This is a genomic window from Leisingera sp. SA32, from assembly GCF_056033425.1.
Genome location: NZ_JBVYHB010000004.1, coordinates 340,590 through 359,463 on the forward strand (window position 1 = coordinate 340,590; position 18,874 = coordinate 359,463).

Consider the following 18,874-nt stretch of genomic DNA (forward strand, 5'->3'; position numbering starts at 1 on the left):
AAAAGAACCCTGAAAATTCCAACGAGCGCCCTGGGCAGCCCATTCCACCCCAGAAACGCAAAAAGGCCCGCCGGGATGGCGGGCCTTTCCAAAACCTGTCTCGCCGCGACTTAACGCTTGGAGAACTGGAACGAACGGCGGGCTTTGGCCTTACCGTATTTCTTACGTTCCACGACACGGCTGTCGCGGGTCAGGAAGCCTGCTGCTTTCAGCGCGCCGCGCAGGGCGGGATCATACAGCTGCAGCGCCTTGGAAATACCGTGCTTGACCGCACCGGCCTGACCGGACAGGCCGCCGCCCTTGACGGTGGCATAGACGTCGAATTCGCCTTCCACACCGGCAACCTGGAACGGCTGGCGCAGGATCATCTGCAGCACCGGACGGGCAAAGTACTTGTTGATTTCCAAACCGTTCACTTCGACCTTGCCGGAACCCGGCTTGATCCAGACACGGGCAACAGCGTCTTTACGCTTGCCGGTGGCATAGGCACGGCCCAGTTCGTCACGAACCGGCTCACGCGTGATGGTTTCTTCGGCCACTGCTTCCACACCGGTTGCAGCTGCGAGCTCTTCGAGAGTGTTGATCTGATCAGCCATCGATATCAGCTCCGGGTGTTTTTCTTGTTCATGGACTTGACGTCCAGAACTTCGGGGGCCTGGGCTTCATGCGGGTGCTCGGCACCGGCATAGATACGCAGGTTGGTCATCTGCTGTCGGGCCAGACGGTTGCCGGGCAGCATGCGCTTGACGGCCTGGAACACAACGCGCTCCGGGTGGGCACCTTCCAGGATCTCCTGTTTGGTGCGCGACTTGATGCCGCCCGGGTGGCCAGTGTGCCAGTAGAAGTGCTCTTCGCGCTTCTTGCCGGTCATCTGCACCTTGTCGGCGTTGATGATGATGACGTTGTCGCCCATATCCATGTTCGGAGTGAAGGACGGCTTGTGCTTGCCACGCAGGCGCATGGCAACAATCGAGGCAAGACGGCCCAGAACAACGCCCTCGGCGTCGATCAGGATCCACTTCTTCTCGATATCTGCCGGAGTAGCAGAGAAGGTTTTCATGGCAGGTCAATCCTGTTTGTCGTGAAGGCATAATCCCGAGACGGGAAGCGCCTGAATGCGATGGGGGGTATTTACGGCCATCCACAAACCAGGTCAACAGACGTGATTGATAAATAAAACATTATTATCAGGTACTTACAAATTAGGTATAATAATACCCCACCCTAGACGCTAATCTGCTCGGGCGGATTGTCGAGCAGCGCCCGAAGCCGCAGCATGGCGTCTTCAAATCGTTTCAGCGGCACATGGGCATTGATGGCGATGCGCACCGCATGTGGCGCACGGCCGTCCCGCAGGGCGAATTCATCCGCAGACCGGATCTGCACCCCCTGCGCCTCCGCGGCGCGGGTAAAGGCGGCAGAGCGCCAGCCGGCCGGAAGCTGTAGCCATACAAAGGGCACATCGGGGTTCCAGGTCAAATCAAAGGCCCCCAGCACGTTGACCGCCACCCGAACGTAGCGCGCCATCTCACCGCGCACGGCCGCCATCAGCTCTGGCAGCCGCGGGTCGCTCAGCAGAATGCGCGTCATCTCTGCCAGGGGCTGGGCGAGGCCGAAATAGCCGTACTCCGCCACCCGACGCAGATCTGAGGCGCGCCCTTCCGGTGCCAGGGCAAAGCCAACGCGCAACGCGGGCGTCAGGCTCTTGGAGATTGAGGAGACATGCCAGGCCAGCTCTGGCGCCAGGGCGCGGTAGCTGGGCGCGCGCGACTCGCCCAGGCGGTAACAGTCGTCCTCGATGATCTGCACCCCGTGTCGACGGGCGATTTCGACGATCTGCTTGCGGCGCGCCAAGGGGGTGAACTGGCCGGTGGGGTTGTGAACCTCGGGACTGGTACACAGCACCGTGGCACCACTCTTGCGGATGGCCAGCTCCATTGAGTCGGGGCGGAGTCCTTGCGCGTCCATGGCCACCCCGACCACCTGCGCCCGCAACAGCTCAGCCGCGCGGCGAAAGCCCGCATAGGTCAGATCCTCGACCATGATGACCGGTTGCGGTCCCTTGAGGATGGCCTGTAGCACCACCATCAGCCCGTTCTGCCCGCCGTGGGTCAGCACCACGTCATGTTCGCTTACCGGCCCAACCGGTGACAGCGCCAGCCAGTTTGCGACCACCTCGCGCACCGGGCGATAGGCGTCGCGGGTGGGGTAGTTCAGCAGCTTTTCCGGCGCACATTCAGAGGCTTGGCGTAGGGCCTTGCGCACAGCGTCCACCTGCCCCATGTCAGCGATGCGCGGGCTGAACAGGCTGACATGGCCGGGATCCCTGGCTTCCAGCAGATGCAACTGCCGCGACCATACGTCATCCTGCACCGGCGTTTTGCCCTGTGCGACAAAGGTGCCGCGGCCGACCTCGGCCTCCAGAACGCCTTCGTCCGTCAGAATGGTATAAGCCCGGGCCACGGTGCCCGGGGTGATCCCAAGTTGATACGCAAGTTCTCGCACCGGAGGCAGTTTTGTACCAGCCGTCAGATTTCCGGTCTGAACCGCGGAACGAATTGTATCCGCAACCTTTTTGTACTTCGGACCCTTGCTGTCACCCAAACTGGGCGGCCAAATTGTACCCATTACAATCGTTCCTTGGACAAAGTGTGTCGCTTTTTTGTATCAGAACACCACGACAAATCAACAGGATTGTACCAATACAATAGCAAGGAACGCCCCATGGCACAGCATCTGAACACAGCACAGTCGAACATGTCCTACCTGGCCGGCCGCCGCGCATTGCCGGTTCTGGCACAATGGGCCGTGTCCCTTGCCGTGATGCTGACCAAGTGGAGCCTGCGCCAGCGCAGCCGCCGACAGCTGAAACATCTGGGCGACGCGCATCTGAAAGACATCGGGCTGAGCCGCGAGGACGCCCACCATGAAGCCACTCTTCCGTTCTGGCGCCCGTGATCCCCTGGGCAAAGGAACAGCCTTATGGCCGGGGTTCGCCCCGGCCTTTTTTTCTTGGCTCGGCTGCGTCTGGCGACAGGCAGGCATGCGCCGGGCGGGATGGCCGAAATTAGGTGTTGATCGAATCTGCCATGCAGCCTAAACGCCGCCTCACTTTCGGTACCGATCCCAACCCCGGACTCTTATCCGGGGGGGCGCTAAGGGCCGGCTGGATTGTCATCTACTGGAACGAAGGGGAGTGTCATGACGGACGCCAACCTCTTCCAACTGGGGATCGGTCTGGAGACAGGCGCCCATGAGGAAGATACCGCCCGCGGTGTAACCGCGACAATTGCTGATTCTCTGGTCGACAGCGACCGCGAGGATCACTTTATCCGCAAGAACGGCAAGGTATTTGCCGGCACCCACCTGATCATCGAAGTTATGAAAGGCACCGGCCTGGACTGCGAGGAGCGTATCCAGAACGCCTTCCGCCGCATGGTCGAGGTCTGCGGGGCCACCTTGTTGCACATCCACACGCACAAGTTTTCGCCGCAAGGCGTGTCCGGCGTGGCAGTGCTGGCCGAAAGCCACATCTCGGTCCACACTTGGCCTGAAATCGGCTATGGCGCCTTTGACGTGTTCATGTGCGGCGATGCCGAACCGTGGAACGCTGTTGACGTGCTGAAGCAGGCCTTTGCCACCGATATGGTCGAAGTGCGTGAACTGCTGCGCGGTGAGGAGCTGATCGCCAAGGAGGTCGCGGCATGAGCGACACCGGCACATCGCAGTGGATGACCGAACGTCTGCACGATCACTACGCGCAGTCGCTGCGCGTAGATGAGATGCTGTATGACAGCAACACCGAGCATCAGCGCCTGAAGGTGTTTCAGAACGGCCAGTTCGGTCGCATCCTGACGCTGGACGACGTGGTACAGACCACCGAAGGCGACAACTTTATCTATCACGAGATGCTGACCCATGTGCCGATCCTGGCGCATGGCGCAGCAAAACGGGTGCTGATCATCGGCGGCGGCGACGGCGGCATGGCCCGCGCGGCTCTGCGCCACACCTCGGTTGAGCATGTCACCATGGTGGAAATCGACGCCGGTGTGGTGGATTTCTCGAAAGAGTATCTGCCGATGCTCAGCGATGGCGCCTTTGAGGATCCCCGTCTGAATCTGGTGATCAACGACGGTGCGCTGTTCATGAAAGAGACCACCGACAAGTTCGACGTCATCATCGTCGATTCCACCGACCCGATCGGGCCGGGCGAGGTGCTGTTCACCGATACATTCTATGGCCATGCCGCCCGCGCGCTGACTGAGGATGGCATCATCGTGACACAAAACGGCGTGCCGTTCATGCAGGGCGATGAGCTGACCGGCACCCTCCGGGCGTTTCAGGCGCTGTTTGCGGATGCGTCGTGCTATCTGGCGACCATCCCGACCTATGCGGGCGGGCCGATGGCCTTTGGCTGGGGCAGCCATTCGACCACGGCGCGAAGCGTCAGCCTGGAAGTTCTGGAGACCCGTTTCGCCTCCGCCGGGATCGAGACGGAATATTACAACCCCGAGGTCCACAAGGCCGCCTTTGCCTTGCCGAACTATGTGAAAAAGCTGTTCCCTTAAGGGGTAATGCAGCACAGCGAGACAGGGGGGCACGGCCCCCTTTTTTCATGTGCCGCAGCATCGCCGCCGAGAACAGCCCTTGGCCTGCGCGCCGGGTTTTGCTAGGCGCAGCGACAGCACAACCAGACATGGCGGATTTCATGCAGCACCAGCCCATCCTTGTGGTCGACCGCGTCACCGGCGAAACCTTTGAAGAGGCGGTGCTGGGCGAAAAGTGGATCCGCTGGGCCTATCAGAACGCCAGCGCACGGCCCGTCGAAAAACTGCTGTTCCGCTCGACGCTGATCAGCCGCGTGATGGGCGCATGGTTCGACAGCCGCCTGTCCCGCGCCAAGATCCGCAAGGTGATTGAGCAGCTGTCCATCGACATGGAGGAGGCCTCCGCGCCCACCGACAGTTTCACCTGCTTCAACGACTTTTTCATCCGCCACCTTAAACCCGAGGTCCGCCCTTACAGCGCGGATCCACGCGACGTGGTCTCCCCTGCCGACGGGCGCGTTCTGGTGTTCCCGGAGCTGGACGAGGATGTGTTTGTCCCGGTAAAGGGCCACCCCATGTCGGTGCGCACCATGCTGCCGGGCATTGCCGACCGCTTTGTCGGCGGTGCACTGGCGATCGTGCGTCTGTGTCCGGCGGATTACCACCGCTACCACTTTCCCACCGACGGCCGCATAGCGGAAACCCGTGACATCGACGGCGCACTGCACTCGGTGAACCCGATTGCCCTGGGCGCGGGGCCGGACGTCTTTGGCGAGAACAAGCGCAGCTGGACTCTCATCGAGACCGACACGATCGGCAGCTACTGCTTTGTAGAGGTCGGCGCCTTTGGCGTCGGCTCCATCGTCAACACCCGCACATCCGGCGCGGTGCGGAAGATGGAGGAAAAGGGCTACTTCAAATTCGGCGGCTCCACCGTGGTGGTCGTGTTTGAACCAGGCAAAGTGCGCCTTGCCGATGATCTGGTCGAAAACAGCGCCAAGGGCCGGGAAACGCTGGTAAAACTGGGACAGCCGCTGGCAACTGCGATCTAACGCTTTGGCGGGATCGAATAGGTCATCGAGGCCCGCGCCACCGGCGTGTCCTGCCCTTCGGAATACATCAGCACATCGGCCACCGCCAGCACCCGCCCCAGCTTGAGCAGCCGCGCCTCGGCGATCATGTCGGTTTCGGCCGCCGGTTTGCGCATGAAATCAATGCTGCAATTGGTGGTCACCGCCAGCGCCTCTGGCCCCAGCCGTGACAGGATCAGCGCATAGACCGCGCAATCGGCCAGCGCGAACATCGACGGGCCCGACACCGTGCCACCGGGGCGCAGGTGACGTTCACCGGTCAGCAGCCGCATTCGCAGGGTCTGCCCGTCCATGGCCTCAATCGCGAAATCGTCCCGGACCTGTGGAAAGATCTCATGCAGGTACTGCGTCAGCCCCGCGACATCAAATGCAAGCGCCATGCTTTTCCTTTCGTCTGTGTCCGCCTAGAGTTTCGGCAAGCCGGAAGAGGAGAGCAAGATGGCAATTCTGGAACGTTGCGACACAGGGCGAATTGCCCGGTTGACTCTGAACGCACCCGAGCGGCTGAACGCCCTGTCAGATGAAATGCTGGCCGCGCTCCAGACCCAGATCGACACCTTGCGTGCTGACCGCAGCATCCGGGTCGTGGTTCTGACCGGCGCGGGCAAGGGGTTCTGTGCCGGCCATGACATCAAACAGATGACCGCGGGGCGCGCGGCCGCAGACGGTGGGCAGGGATATTTCGAGGATCTGTTTACCCGCTGCACCGATGTAATGATGGGGCTGCAATCCCTGCCACAAGTGGTGATTGCTCAGGTTCACGGCATCGCCACGGCCGCGGGCTGTCAGATGGTGGCCAGTTGCGATCTGGCGCTGGCCGCGGACGACACCAAATTTGGCGTCAACGGGGTGAACATCGGGTTGTTCTGCTCCACCCCGATGGTGGCACTGTCGCGCAACATCCCGCGCAAACAGGCGTTTGAGCTTCTGACCACCGGCGAGTTCATCACCGCCACCCGCGCAGCGGAGCTGGGACTGGTCAACCGCGCCGTGCCGCTGGCGGATCTGGAGGCGGACACCACTCGCATGGCCGAAACCATCGCCAGCAAACTGGGTTCCGCCGTCAAGATCGGCAAGGAGGCGTTCTATCAGCAGCTGCAACTGCCGCTGGATCAGGCCTATGCCTATACCAGCAACGTGATCGTCGAAAACCTGATGCACCACGACACCATCGAAGGCATGGCGGCCTTCGTCGAAAAGCGTGCGCCCGACTGGCAGGACTGACCCGGCGGAACCGTCGCCGGATTTTTACAGACTTTTTCCGAAATCTTTCGGAAATTTTTAGGCTTTGTTTACCAATCGCAACTTATTGTTTCCATAAGAAGCCAGCCAATCGCCTTTCAATTTAGGCGGAAAGATGGCAAAGATTGGGCAAGGCCAGCCGGTCTGCACAATTTGGGCTGCTGCTGCGGAAGGGTCCCTCCAACCGGTTCTCTCTCACCGGTGTACCTATTCCCGCAGCGGCGGCCCCAAATTCCTCCCCCCATGACACAGCACCTCCAAACGGCCCGCCCTGCCCGCGGTGTAACGGAACGGCGGCAGCGTCATGACGCCTGCTGCACCTGCCAAACCTATTGCACGCCCCTGCGCCCTGCCCTATGTGGCGGATCATGACAGATCATTCGGCACAGACATTGCATATCGTGGGCGGCGGCATGGCCGGGTCCGAAGCCGCCTGGCAGGCGGCAAACATGGGCGTATCCGTGGTGATCCACGAAATGCGCCCCAAGGTGGAAACCTTTGCCCATCAGACCGGCAACCTGGGCGAAATGGTCTGCTCCAACTCCTTCCGGTCTGACGATGATGAACAAAACGCCGTTGGGCTGCTGCACTGGGAAATGCGCGCCGCGGGCGGCCTCATCATGGCCACTGCGGATGAACACCGCCTGCCCGCTGGTGGCGCACTAGCCGTGGACCGCGACCCCTTTGCCGAAACCGTCACCGCCAAGCTGACGGCACACCCCAACATCACCGTGTCTTATGAGGAAGTGACCGACCTGCCCGTCGACGGCCACTGGATTTTTGCCACCGGGCCGCTGACCTCTCCCGAATTGGGACAGGCCATTCAGGCCGAAACCGGGGCCGAAGCGCTGGCGTTCTTTGATGCCATCGCGCCAATCGTCTACGCCGAGTCCATCGACATGTCGCAGGCCTGGATGCAGTCCCGCTATGACAAGGGCGAGACAGAGGAAGAGCGCACCGCCTACCTTAACTGCCCGATGACCAAGGACCAGTATGAGGCCTTCATCGACGCGCTGCTGGCCGCCGACAAGACCGAATTTCATGAAGGCGAGACGGCAGGCTATTTTGACGGCTGCCTGCCGATCGAGGTGATGGCTGAACGCGGCCGCGAGACCCTGCGCCACGGCCCGATGAAGCCGGTCGGCCTGACCAACCCGCATAAACCGGACGAAAAAGCCTGGGCGGTGGTGCAGCTGCGCCGCGACAATGCGCTGGGGACGCTCTATAATATCGTCGGCTTCCAGACCAAGATGAAATACGGCGCCCAGACAGAGGTGTTCCGGATGATCCCCGGCCTGGAAAACGCCAGCTTTGCCCGGTTGGGTGGCATCCACCGCAACACATTCCTGAATTCACCCACCCTGCTGGATTCGCAGATGCGGCTAAAATCGCGGCCCAACATCCGATTTGCCGGGCAGATCACCGGCGTCGAAGGTTACGTCGAAAGTGCCGCCATGGGTTTGCTGGCGGGCCGCATGGCGGCAGCCGAGATCTTGGGACAGGAGCTGCCCGAGGTGCCGCAGGACAGCGCCATGGGCGCACTGATCCATCACATCACCGGCGGCGCTGAGGCGAAAACCTTTCAGCCGATGAACGTGAACTTCGGCCTGTTTCGCCCCGTGGACGGGCTAAAGGGTGGCCGCCGCGGCCGCAAGGACCGCTACAAGGCCTATACCGACCGCGCGAAACTGGTCTGGCAAGAGTGGCTTGGCAACTTTTCCTAGACGCTGCACCCTTCGCAGGTCTAGGATCAGATGCATGAGCGACAAGTTTCTCGAAAAGTCCTATTCTCTGGACAGCCCCGAGGCGATCCGCAGCCATTATGACAACTGGGCCGCCTCTTATGACGCGGAGATCGCCGAGAACGGCTATGCAACGCCGGGACGGATCGCCTCTGCTCTGAAGAAGCATCTGCCTGACATGCAAAGCCCCATCCTCGACTTTGGGTGCGGCACGGGGCTATCCGGGCTTGCGCTGCGCGCTGCCGGTTTCCACGTGATCGACGGGCTGGACCCCTCGTCCGAGATGCTAGAGTTGGCCCGCGCCAAAGGCGCCTATCGCAAGCTGCGCCAGCTGGACATCAGCGACAAGGCACCAGTGGCACCCGGCACCTATCGCGCCATCGTCGGCTGCGGCTTGCTCAGCAAGGGGGCGGCGCCGCCTACCACCTTTGACCTGGTCATGCGCGGGCTGGACCGCGGCGGCCTGTTTGCGTTTTCCTACAACGATCACGCGCTGGAAGACCGCGCCTATACCGGCAAGCTGAATGATTGGCTGGACTGTTCCGCAGCGCGGCTGCTATTTCGGGACTACGGTGACCACCTGCCGGGCATCAACCTGAAATCTACCGTATACGTAATTGAAAAAGCGTGACATTCACCACTCGCTTCGCGCCATCACCAACCGGACCACTGCATTTAGGCCACGCTTATTCCGCGCTGCTGGCGCAGGACATGGCGCGGGCCAACGGCGGCTGCGTCCTGCTGCGGATCGAGGATATCGACCAATCCCGCGCCCGCCCCGCCTGGGAGGCGCAGATCTACGAGGATCTGGCCTGGCTCGGCCTCAGCTGGCCGCGGCCCGTGATGCGCCAGTCCGACCGCCTGCCGCACTACCGCGCGGCACTGGAACGGCTCACCGCAATGGGGCTCACCTACCCCTGCCGATGCAACCGCGCCGACATTGAGGCCGCAGCCGGCGCACCACAGGAAGGCGTGCCGCAGTTTGGACCTGACGGTCGGATCTATCCCGGCACCTGCCGCGGCCGCCCCATGTCGGACGCATCAGCTCAGGACGTGATCCGTCTTAATATGACAAAGGCGATTGCAGCCGCGGATCTGCGCAGTTTCCACGAAAGCGGCCCGGAATTTCACGGCACCCACCGGCTTGAGCCGGAGCAGCTGTTCTCAGCCGTGGGCGACATCATCCTGGTGCGCCGCTGCATGGGCAGCTCCTACCACCTGTCGGTGGTGGTGGATGACGCCGACCAGGGCATAACCCACGTCGTGCGCGGTGCCGACCTGTTCGAGGCCACCCAGATTCATGTCCTGCTGCAAAGCCTGCTGGGCCTGCCAACACCCGTCTATCACCACCACCGCCTGATCCGCGATGAGACCGGAAAGCGGCTGGCCAAACGCGACGACGCTCGCGCCATTGCCAAATACCGCGCCGAAGGCCTCAGCCCGCAGCAGGTTCGCGAAATGGTCGGGCTGCCGCCTTCCTCTTGATGAAAACATCCCCGCCAGAGGCACGGCCCACCGGTCGTTCCTTCAGCGTCGGTGATCAGTCCATCGGCTTCATCAGCTCGACTTCCTCGCCTTCCCGCACCGCGGTGTAAAAACAGGTCCGCCGGTTGGTGTGGCAGGCCGCCCCGGTCTGGCGCACCACCGCCAGCAGGCAGTCGCGGTCACAATCCAGTCGCAGTTCCACCAGTTCCTGCACATGGCCAGAGCTTTCGCCTTTGATCCAGAAAGACTGGCGCGAGCGCGACCAATAGGTCACCCGGCCTGTCTCCAGGGTGCGGGTCACCGCATCGGCATTCATCCACGCCATCATCAGCACCTCGCCCGAGGTTTCATCCTGGGCGATGCAGGGGATCAGCCCGGCGTCGTTGTAAATCAGACTGTCAGCATCAAAGCGGGCGGCACGGGACATGGTCAAAAACCTTTTGCATCTGTGGATCGGCTCCCTATGTATGGGGAACAACCAAGCAGGGAAAGCCCGGTATCGATGTCTGGCGAAAGCGATCTGATCAAACTCTATTCCACCCGCATTCTGGCCCTGGCCGCGGATATCCCGCACCTGCAGCGGTTGGACGCACCGGATGCAACGGTCAAGAAACGCTCGCCACTGTGCGGCTCGACGGTGACCGTGGATGTCGATGTCGCGAACGGGCGGATCAGCGGTTTTGGCCAGGACGTCAAAGCCTGCGCCCTGGGTCAGGCCGCAGCGGCCGTGGTTGGCGCCCATGTGATCGGCCGTTCCCTGGAAGAGGTGGAAGCCGCCCGTGACCAGCTCAAGGCGATGCTGACGCAAGGCGGCCCGGTTCCCGACGCGCCCTTTGACGCGCTGGAGGTGTTGCAGCCTGCGCGGGACTTCAAGAACCGTCATGCCTCGATCCTGCTGGCGCTGGAGGCGACGCTGGAGGCGATGAAGACCGCCACGAAGGCACAATGCGCCTGACCAGTCGCGCGCTAATCCCAGCGTTCTGAACGTCAGAACGCTTACGCCCCGATCGTCCTTTGGTATGGCTTTCCGCTTGCCGCACCAGCCTCAATACATGGGCTCAGGACTGTGCATGTGGATACCGGCGGGCGAAGACATCTTTGGCATCTCACCGCGCATCCCGTCAAAAAAACCGCCGCACATCCGGGCAGATGGCGGCGGCAGTGAAGCTCTGCGGTGCGGGATCCGGGCAGGCCCGGCAGGATCTTGAGGCAATCCAGGCGGGGATCGGGACAGGCAGGTGACCCCCAGGCAATCCGGGACAGGATCAGGGCCAGCCCGGCACCGCAGATGCAATCAGGAATTTCAGTTCAGCCAAACCGTCGCCTGCGTGGCGCGCTACGGCTCTGCTCGGCGGCGGGGCTCAGAACACCCCCGGCAGGTGCAGCGCCGCGACCAGCATCACCAACAACGAGGCCGCACCGATGGCATCCTGCAAAAGCGTGGAATGGGCGTTTTCAATCGTGGATTTGATCTGTGAAATCATGGCGCGAGCCTCCTCCAGTCTGTCTGTTCGCTCTTTGGCAAGTTTGTTGCCCCTTTGTTCTCATTTTCAGCTCCGCCTGTAAAGAACTTTTTGAGAACATTTGCGAACACACAGGAACGTCGGCCTCTAGGATTGTCTAAAAACCCGCCTAACCCACTGTGATCAAACGGATTGCCTGATCCTGTTTCATCAGCCACAACAGAACCCGCGCCGCTTTGCCGCGCTCGCTTTTCAGATGCGGATCGGCAGCCAACAACGCCCTGGCATCGCTTTGGGCCACCGCCATCAGCCCCGCCTGCCGTTCCAGATCAGCAATGCGGAATCGCGGCAGGCCGGATTGCGCGGTGCCGATCATGTCGCCGGCTCCGCGCATCTGCAGGTCGGTCTCGGAGATGCGAAACCCGTCCTCGGTTTCGCGCAGCACTTCCAAGCGCTTGCGCCCGCCTTCGGTCAGCGGCGGCTGATACATCAGCAGACAAGTCGACTGGGCGTTGCCGCGCCCGACCCGGCCGCGCAGCTGGTGCAGCTGTGCCAGACCAAAGATCTCCGCGCGCTCGATCACCATGATCGAGGCATTGGGCACGTTCACCCCCACTTCGATAACCGTGGTCGCGACCAGCACCTTGGTCTCGCCCGCCTGAAACGCCGCCATCGCCGCGTCTTTCTCCGTGGGCGGCATCTGACCGTGCACCAGGCCGACCATGCCTTCGCCCAGAATTGCACGCAGGTGCTTGAAGCGTTCCTCCGCAGCGGTCAGGTCACTCAGCTCGCTCTCATCCACCAGGGGACAGACCCAGTAGCATTGACGGCCCTCGGCAATCGCCTTGCGCAGGTGATCTACCACCTCCTGCATGCGATCAGTGCTGATGACGGCCGTTTTGACCGGCTTGCGTCCCGGCGGCTTTTGATCCAGCACAGAGACGTCCATGTCGCCATACTGCGCCAGCGCCAGCGAGCGTGGGATCGGCGTCGCGGTCATCACAAGCACGTCAGCGCCCTTGCCCTTTTCTGCCAGTTCCATCCGCTGGCGCACGCCAAAGCGGTGCTGCTCGTCAACGATCGCCAGGCGCAGGTCGCAAAACGCCACATCCTGCTGAAACACCGCATGGGTTCCGACCAGAATTTGAATGTCACCGCGCGCCAGCGCAGCCAGCTTCGCCTTTCGCTCGGCCCCCTTGTCGCGGCCTGTCAGAATCTCGATCACCACGCCGGCATCCTCGGCCAAGGGCGCCAGCCCCTCCAGATGCTGCTGGGCCAGAATTCCGGTGGGGGCCATCATGACACCCTGTCCGCCCGCTTCAACAGCGACCAGCAATGCCATGAAAGCAACCAAAGTTTTTCCAGCGCCGACATCGCCTTGCAGCAGGCGGTTCATCCGTTTGCCCGCGGCCATATCGGCAGTGATCTCTTCGATCGCGCGGGCCTGCGCGTTGGTGGGTCTATAGGGCAGCGCCGCCAACACCTTTGATTGCAGACGGCCGGTGGCCAGGCTTTGCAGGCCACGCGTCTTGCGCTCCTTCTGGCGGGCCAGCGCCAGGGTCAGCTGGTGCGCAAACAGCTCGTCATACGCCAGCCGCGCCCGCGCGGGGGCTTCGGGCAAGAGATCGTCGCCGCCCTGCGGCGCGTGGGCAGAGGCGATGGCCGCCCGCCATTGCGGCCAGCCTTCGCGTGTGAGCTGCGCCGGGTCGATCCACTCTGCCAGTGGCGGTACCCGGTCCAATGCGCCCTGCGCCGCCTTAAACATTGTTTTTTGCGTGACCCCATGGGTCAGGTGATGAACCGGCTCGAACTCGGGAATGCTGTCTGCCTCGGCCAGCGGCACCATGTGGTCCGGGTGGACCATCTGGGCGATCCCGTCAAACAACTCCACCTTGCCCGAGACCACGCGGCGGCTGCCTTCGGGCAGCTGCGCCTCCAGATAGCGGCTGCGGCCGTGAAAGAAGACCAGCTGGAACTCGACCTCCGCATCGGTGACGTGAATGCGGTAGGCGCCTCCGCGGTTACGGGCCGGATGGTGACGGCCGATGGTGACCTCCACCGTCAGCGTCGCGGGCAGCTCAGCCCCCTGAATACTGCTGCGCCGACGCCGGTCCACCACCGAATACGGCAGGGAAAACAAGACGTCACGCGGCGTTTCCATGTCCAACTGGGCAAAGGACTGTGCTGTTTTCGGGCCAACCCCCGGAAGGGTCTCCACCCCCGCAAACAGCGGAAACAGAATTTCCGGACGTCCGCTCATGCCCCTGCAATCAGCTCCAGCCAGCCGTCCTCATCCAGCGTCTGGATGCCCAACTCCGCCGCCTTCTTGGCCTTGGAGCCCGCGCCGGGCCCGGCCACGAGGATATCGGTCTTCTTGGACACCGAGCCAGAGACCTTGGCGCCCAGGGCCTCCGCCCGCGCCTTGGCCTCGGCGCGGGTCATTTTCTCCAGCGTTCCGGTGAACACAACGGTTTTTCCCGCCACCGGGCTGTCAGCGGCCGGGGCGTCCGGTGCAACAATGGTCAGTTTTTCCACCAGCCGGTCAAAGGCCGCGCGTTCGTCGGGGTTGGCGAAGGCGTCTGACAGCGACAGCCCAAGCACCGCGCCGATGCCGTCCACCCCGATCAGATCCGCCCAGGCAGCAGCGGCCCCGGCTGGAACGTCGCAATTTGCCACGGCGGCGGCGCGGGTCTCAGCGATGCGGGCACGGCGGCCGTCATCCGCTGCGCGCATGCGTTCGGCCTCCTCCGCCTGATCCGCCGCCCGATGCGCCAGCGCCGCCGGGCGGGCCACGTCGACGGCCTCTGCCATCGCCCGCCAGCTGCGGTAGTGCAACGCCAGATCGCGCCCAGCGACCTCTCCCGCGTGGCGGATGCCCAGGGCAAAGATCAGCTTGGCCAACGGGATCGTGCGCTTCTCCTCAATTGCTGCAAAGAGATTCTCTGCGGATTTTTCGCCCCAGCCCTCTCGGTTCTTGAGCTGTTGCAGGCCAGAGCCATATTTCGCTTGCAGATCAAAGATATCGGCAGGTTCCTTGATCCAGCCATCCGCATGAAACTGCTCCACCTGCTTGGCTCCCAACCCTTCGATATCAAAGGCGGCGCGGGAGACGAAATGCTTGAGCTTTTCAACCGCTTGCGCCGGGCAGATCATACCGCCAGAGCAGCGTCGCACCGCGTCGCCCTCCTCGCGCACCGCCGGGCTGCCACATTCCGGACAAACCTGCGGAAACTCAAATGCATGTGCGTCCGCGGGCCGTTTGGAGAGATCCACGTCGGCCACTTTGGGGATCACATCGCCGGCACGGTAAATCTGCACCCAATCGCCGATGCGGATATCTTTGCCATCGCGGATCTCCTCACCCTTGGAATCGCGGCCCTGGATGTAATCCTCGTTGTGCAGAGTGGCGTTGGACACCACCACGCCGCCCACCGTGACCGGCGTCAACCGCGCCACCGGGCTGAGCGCGCCGGTGCGGCCCACCTGAATGTCGATCGCCTCCAACCGGGTCCAGGCCAGCTCAGCCGGGAACTTATGCGCAATCGCCCAACGGGGTGTGGTTGAACGGAAGCCCAGCCGCCCCTGCAACGACAGATCGTTCACCTTGTAGACGACGCCGTCGATGTCATAGCCAAGCGTGGCGCGCTGCTCCTCGATCTGGCGGTAATGGTCGATCATCTCTTGCGTCGAGGCACACAGCTGCGTCAGCGGATTGGTCTGAAAGCCGAGCGCCTTCAACCTTGCAATGGCGTTCATTTGCGTGTCAGCAAGCGGTTCACTCAGCTCGCCCCAGCTGTAGGCAAAAAAACGCAGGGGCCGTTCGCGTGTAATTTCCGCATCCAGCTGGCGCAGGGAACCGGCAGCGGCGTTGCGCGGGTTGGCAAAGATCTTGCCGCCGCGCTCTGCATGGCGGTCGTTCAACGCCTCGAAATCCGCGTGGCTCATGTAGACCTCGCCGCGCACCTCCAGCAGCTCGGGCGCGTCGTTCAACTGCTGCGGGATGTCGGCGATGGTACGCGCGTTGGCGGTGACGTTTTCGCCAATGCTGCCATCGCCGCGGGTTGCCGCCTGCACCAGTTGGCCGCCTTCGTAGCGCAGAGACAGCGACAAACCGTCGATCTTGGGTTCAGCGGTGTAGTCCAGCGACGCAGCATTACCGAGACCGAGGTATTTGCGAATGCTGCGGTCGAAATCGCCCACGTCGTCATCGTCAAAGGCATTGCCGAGGGACAGCATGCGCACCGCATGGGAGACCTTGCCAAAGCCTGAGGCCACCGGCGCGCCGACGCTGTCAAGCTGGGTTGCCTGATCGGCCAGGTCGGGGTGCGCTGCGGCCAGATCGCGGTAACGCCGTTTCAGCGAATCATAGTCGGCATCGCTGATCTCCGGTGCATCTTGCTGGTGATAGGCGATATCTGCGTCCCGCAGATGCTGCTCCAGCGCCAGAAGCTCTGCGCGGGCTTCCTCCACTGTCAGCTCTGCCACGTCTTTTTCCCGATTGTCTGCCACGCGCGGTTCCTCTTGGTTCTTGCCCAAGGTGATACGGTGCCGCGCCAGCCACGTCCAGCACCTGTGGCGCACGCGGGCATGACACGCTGGAACCCGCTCCGCCAAAACGAAAAAGACCCGCCCGAGGGCAGGTCTTTGCAGCCGGCGGCGCATGGCTCATGCGCCGCTGGGATCCTTACGCTTTCAGGCGCCTACAGCCATCCGCTGATCGCCGCCCATCTGGTCCTCCTGCGGATCACGCAGCACATAGCCGCGGCCCCAGACGGTTTCGATGTAGTTCTCGCCGCCGGTGGCCGTGCTCAGCTTCTTGCGCAGCTTGCAGATGAAGACGTCGATGATCTTCAGCTCCGGCTCATCCATGCCGCCATACAGGTGGTTCAGGAACATTTCCTTGGTGAGCGTAGTGCCCTTGCGCAAGGACAGCAGCTCCAGCATCTGGTATTCCTTGCCGGTCAGATGCACAGACTTACCGCCGGTTTCCACCGTCTTGGCGTCCAGGTTGACCGAAATCTTGCCAGTTTTGATGATCGACTGCGAATGGCCCTTGGACCGACGGATGATCGCATGGATCCGTGCCACCAGTTCTTCGCGATGGAACGGCTTGGTCAGGTAGTCATCTGCCCCAAAGCCAAAGCCCTTGATCTTGTTGTCGGTGTCATCGGCACCGGACAGGATCAGGATCGGCGTTTCGATCCGCGACATGCGCAGCTGACGCAGCACCTCGTGGCCGTTCATATCCGGCAGCCCCAGATCCAGCAGGATCAGGTCGTAGTCATAAAGCTTGGCCAGATCGATCCCTTCCTCACCCAAATCTGTCGTATATACGTTCAGATTCGCGTGGGTCAGCATCAGTTCGATGCTTTTTGCCGTGGTTGGATCATCCTCAACCAAAAGAATGCGCATGTTGTTTTCTCCGCCTGTACACTGTTTCCCTCAGGTCTCGTTAACCTTGCTGGAAAAAAGTTAATGGCCCGTTACCATGATGGTTAATTTATAAATTCAACTCAAGAGCGTCCTTCTATTTCGCGTCCGTGTTGCGGAATTTTTTGAGCTGTGTCGTTTTCAGCGCTTCTTCGCCATGGTCGGCCACCGCGGCCACCCAGCTGCGAAATTCTTCCTCGCTCAACCCATAGCGGCGCATCGCCTCGCTTTGGGGCAACAACCCGTACAGCACCCCGCGCACCACCGCCGCTTTGCGCGACGCCACCCAGCGGCGGGTTTTTTCCGGCGGCAGATCCGCCCGCGTCATGATCGTGCCATCCGGAAGGGTCACTGCGCGCGGCCCGTCAACTTTCTTCAAAAACATCCGTCTTCCCCCGAAGATCTTATTGATTGGACATTGGCGCAAGAATTTCCGATCAGGCTTAATGGCGCGTGAACCACGCCCCTTGAGAGTCCTTAGGATTTTCATATATTCTGCGACGCCTGCCCCCTTGCCTTTAGGAGCTGCCCCATGGCGCTGGACCAAGACCTGCAACTGAACTCGCTCGGCTTTGCCAAGCCCCCCTCGGAGACCCGGGTGGTGGTGGCCATGTCCGGCGGCGTCGACAGCTCTGTTGTGGCTGCATATTTGGCCGATCAGGGCTATGACGTGGTGGGGGTGACGCTGCAGCTCTACGACCATGGCGCGGCGCTGGCCAAGAAGGGCGCCTGCTGCGCGGGCATCGACATCCACGACGCCAGGCGAGTCGCCGAGGAGCGCGGCTTTCCGCATTATGTTCTGGATTATGAGAACATTTTTAAGGACGCAGTGATTGACGAGTTCGCCGACAGCTATCTCGCTGGTGCAACCCCGGTGCCCTGTATCCGCTGCAACGAACGCGTCAAGTTCAAGGATCTGCTGGAAACCGCCCGCGATCTGGAGGCCGACTGCATGGCCACCGGCCATTATATCCAGCGCAAGATGGGTGCCAATGGTCCTGAACTACATTCGGCCGAAGATGCCAACCGCGACCAGAGCTACTTCCTGTTCTCCACCACGCCCGAACAGCTGGACTATCTGCGCTTCCCGCTCGGGCATCTGCCCTCCAAGGAGGCCACCCGCGAGATGGCGGCGCAATACGGGCTGGCGGTTGCGGACAAGCCAGACAGCCAGGATATCTGCTTTGTGCCAGACGGTAACTATGCCAGCGTGATCGAAAAACTGCGCCCCGGCGCGGCGGAGCCGGGCGAAATCGTGCATGCAGACGGCCGGGTTCTGGGCCGCCACCAGGGCGTGCTTCACTACACCATCGGCCAGCGCCGCGGACTGGGCATCGGTGGCCTGTCGGAGCCGCTGTATGTGGTGAAACTGGATGTGGACAAGAAACAGGTGGTGGTCGGTCCCAAGGACCTGCTGGCGACCCGCACCATTCCCGTGCGCGAGATCAACTGGTTGGGGGATGAGCCCTTCACCAGCCGCGACGAATGGCATCTCAAGGTCAAGGTCCGCTCCACCCGCCCCCCGCGCGAGGCAATCATCCGTCCGCTGACAGACACTACCGCCGAGGTTGAACTGCTGACGCCCGAGGAAGGCGTCTCCCCCGGTCAGGCCTGCGTGTTTTATGCTAGTGAAGGCTCCCGCATCTTCGGCGGCGGCTGGATCTGGCGCGGCTACTGATGCCCTCTGCGATCTGTCAAGGAAGGCGCAGCCTCCGCGCGGCACGCGCGGCTTGTCCTTGACGGATCATCCTTAGACAAAATCGAAAAAGCGCCTGAGGGCAGGCCTGCCCTTCGGCGCTTCTCAGTACAGCCCTCCCATGGCTTCATCTTGCCCCGCCGGCATCTGTTCAGCGGTGCCGCTTCGCCCCCCCCGC

Annotated in this window: 19 protein-coding genes and 1 pseudogene; 10 read left to right on the plus strand and 10 right to left on the minus strand. The window is 62.1% G+C overall.

Features of this window, described 5'->3' with window-relative positions; translation table 11 throughout:
• Positions 1–110: 110 nt before the first annotated feature.
• The 3 genes from rpsI to AC0IPL_RS08920 form a co-directional block, all read right to left on the minus strand.
• Complete coding sequence (gene rpsI / locus AC0IPL_RS08910; protein ID WP_474273721.1) at positions 111–596, minus strand: 30S ribosomal protein S9; 486 nt, start codon at positions 594–596, stop codon at positions 111–113.
• Between the two features lie 5 nt (positions 597–601).
• The gene (gene rplM, locus AC0IPL_RS08915) at positions 602–1,060 is read right to left on the minus strand and encodes a 50S ribosomal protein L13 (RefSeq protein ID WP_474273723.1); all 459 of its coding nucleotides are present in this window, start codon (positions 1,058–1,060) and stop codon (positions 602–604) included.
• 164 nt (positions 1,061–1,224) lie between these two features.
• Positions 1,225–2,628 carry an aminotransferase-like domain-containing protein gene (locus tag AC0IPL_RS08920; RefSeq protein ID WP_474273725.1) on the minus strand — a complete coding sequence of 468 codons (1,404 nt, stop codon included), beginning with the start codon at positions 2,626–2,628 and terminating at the stop codon, positions 1,225–1,227.
• A 96-nt stretch (positions 2,629–2,724) separates the two neighbouring features.
• On the opposite strand from AC0IPL_RS08920, the gene AC0IPL_RS08925 reads away from it, so the two are divergent.
• The 4 genes from AC0IPL_RS08925 (at position 2,725) to asd (ending at position 5,599) form a co-directional block, all read left to right on the plus strand.
• Positions 2,725–2,958, plus strand: a complete 234-nt coding sequence (locus AC0IPL_RS08925; RefSeq protein ID WP_474273727.1) for a DUF1127 domain-containing protein — start codon at positions 2,725–2,727, stop codon at positions 2,956–2,958.
• Positions 2,959–3,201: 243 nt separating this feature from the next.
• Positions 3,202–3,708, plus strand: coding sequence for an adenosylmethionine decarboxylase (gene speD / locus AC0IPL_RS08930; protein ID WP_474273729.1), 507 nt, complete (start codon positions 3,202–3,204; stop codon positions 3,706–3,708).
• The gene (gene speE / locus AC0IPL_RS08935; protein WP_474273731.1) at positions 3,705–4,568 is read left to right on the plus strand and encodes a polyamine aminopropyltransferase; all 864 of its coding nucleotides are present in this window, start codon (positions 3,705–3,707) and stop codon (positions 4,566–4,568) included. Before speD ends, speE begins: the two co-directional genes overlap by 4 nt.
• 140 nt (positions 4,569–4,708) lie before the next feature.
• Positions 4,709–5,599: an archaetidylserine decarboxylase gene (gene asd, locus AC0IPL_RS08940; RefSeq protein ID WP_474273836.1), complete on the plus strand. Its 891-nt coding sequence runs from the start codon at positions 4,709–4,711 to the stop codon at positions 5,597–5,599.
• Here the strand turns inward: asd and AC0IPL_RS08945 are convergent.
• Positions 5,596–6,018 (minus strand): PaaI family thioesterase, encoded by a 423-nt coding sequence (locus AC0IPL_RS08945; protein WP_474273734.1) that lies wholly within the window; start codon positions 6,016–6,018, stop codon positions 5,596–5,598. The two genes, asd and AC0IPL_RS08945, sit on opposite strands and share 4 nt — an antisense overlap.
• A gap of 55 nt (positions 6,019–6,073) precedes the next feature.
• Between AC0IPL_RS08945 and AC0IPL_RS08950 the strand changes: the two are divergent.
• From AC0IPL_RS08950 to gluQRS, 4 genes and pseudogenes are all read left to right on the plus strand, one after another.
• Positions 6,074–6,862: pseudogene (locus AC0IPL_RS08950) on the plus strand (enoyl-CoA hydratase); the annotation flags it as partial.
• 386 nt (positions 6,863–7,248) lie between these two features.
• Positions 7,249–8,604, plus strand: a complete 1,356-nt coding sequence (trmFO, locus tag AC0IPL_RS08955; protein WP_474273736.1) for a methylenetetrahydrofolate--tRNA-(uracil(54)-C(5))-methyltransferase (FADH(2)-oxidizing) TrmFO — start codon at positions 7,249–7,251, stop codon at positions 8,602–8,604.
• 34 nt (positions 8,605–8,638) lie between these two features.
• Positions 8,639–9,253: a class I SAM-dependent DNA methyltransferase gene (locus AC0IPL_RS08960; protein WP_474273738.1), complete on the plus strand. Its 615-nt coding sequence runs from the start codon at positions 8,639–8,641 to the stop codon at positions 9,251–9,253.
• Complete coding sequence (gene gluQRS, locus AC0IPL_RS08965) at positions 9,250–10,107, plus strand: tRNA glutamyl-Q(34) synthetase GluQRS (protein ID WP_474273740.1); 858 nt, start codon at positions 9,250–9,252, stop codon at positions 10,105–10,107. Before AC0IPL_RS08960 ends, gluQRS begins: the two co-directional genes overlap by 4 nt.
• Before the next feature lie 55 nt (positions 10,108–10,162).
• Here gluQRS and hisI read toward each other — a convergent pair whose 3' ends face one another.
• Positions 10,163–10,534 carry a phosphoribosyl-AMP cyclohydrolase gene (hisI, locus tag AC0IPL_RS08970; protein ID WP_474273741.1) on the minus strand — a complete coding sequence of 124 codons (372 nt, stop codon included), beginning with the start codon at positions 10,532–10,534 and terminating at the stop codon, positions 10,163–10,165.
• A gap of 75 nt (positions 10,535–10,609) precedes the next feature.
• Here hisI and AC0IPL_RS08975 point away from each other — a divergent pair, with 75 nt between their 5' ends.
• Positions 10,610–11,062 (plus strand): iron-sulfur cluster assembly scaffold protein, encoded by a 453-nt coding sequence (locus tag AC0IPL_RS08975; RefSeq protein WP_474273743.1) that lies wholly within the window; start codon positions 10,610–10,612, stop codon positions 11,060–11,062.
• A 406-nt stretch (positions 11,063–11,468) separates the two neighbouring features.
• On the opposite strand, the gene AC0IPL_RS08980 is transcribed toward AC0IPL_RS08975, so the two are convergent.
• The 5 genes from AC0IPL_RS08980 to sciP form a co-directional block, all read right to left on the minus strand.
• Complete coding sequence (locus AC0IPL_RS08980) at positions 11,469–11,591, minus strand: hypothetical protein (protein ID WP_474273745.1); 123 nt, start codon at positions 11,589–11,591, stop codon at positions 11,469–11,471.
• Positions 11,592–11,739: 148 nt separating this feature from the next.
• On the minus strand, positions 11,740–13,830 hold the full coding sequence (recG, locus tag AC0IPL_RS08985; RefSeq protein ID WP_474273747.1) for an ATP-dependent DNA helicase RecG: 2,091 nt from the start codon (positions 13,828–13,830) through the stop codon (positions 11,740–11,742).
• A complete protein-coding gene (gene ligA, locus AC0IPL_RS08990; RefSeq protein WP_474273749.1) occupies positions 13,827–16,079 on the minus strand; it encodes an NAD-dependent DNA ligase LigA in 2,253 nt (750 codons plus the stop codon). The genes recG and ligA overlap by 4 nt, the downstream gene beginning before the upstream one ends.
• Positions 16,080–16,262: 183 nt before the next feature.
• Positions 16,263–16,982: a response regulator transcription factor CtrA gene (ctrA, locus tag AC0IPL_RS08995; protein WP_474273751.1), complete on the minus strand. Its 720-nt coding sequence runs from the start codon at positions 16,980–16,982 to the stop codon at positions 16,263–16,265.
• A gap of 115 nt (positions 16,983–17,097) precedes the next feature.
• The gene (gene sciP, locus AC0IPL_RS09000) at positions 17,098–17,385 is read right to left on the minus strand and encodes a CtrA inhibitor SciP (protein WP_474273753.1); all 288 of its coding nucleotides are present in this window, start codon (positions 17,383–17,385) and stop codon (positions 17,098–17,100) included.
• A 147-nt stretch (positions 17,386–17,532) separates the two neighbouring features.
• Between sciP and mnmA the strand changes: the two genes are divergently transcribed.
• Positions 17,533–18,678 (plus strand): tRNA 2-thiouridine(34) synthase MnmA, encoded by a 1,146-nt coding sequence (gene mnmA / locus AC0IPL_RS09005; protein WP_474273755.1) that lies wholly within the window; start codon positions 17,533–17,535, stop codon positions 18,676–18,678.
• Positions 18,679–18,874 lie beyond the last annotated feature (196 nt).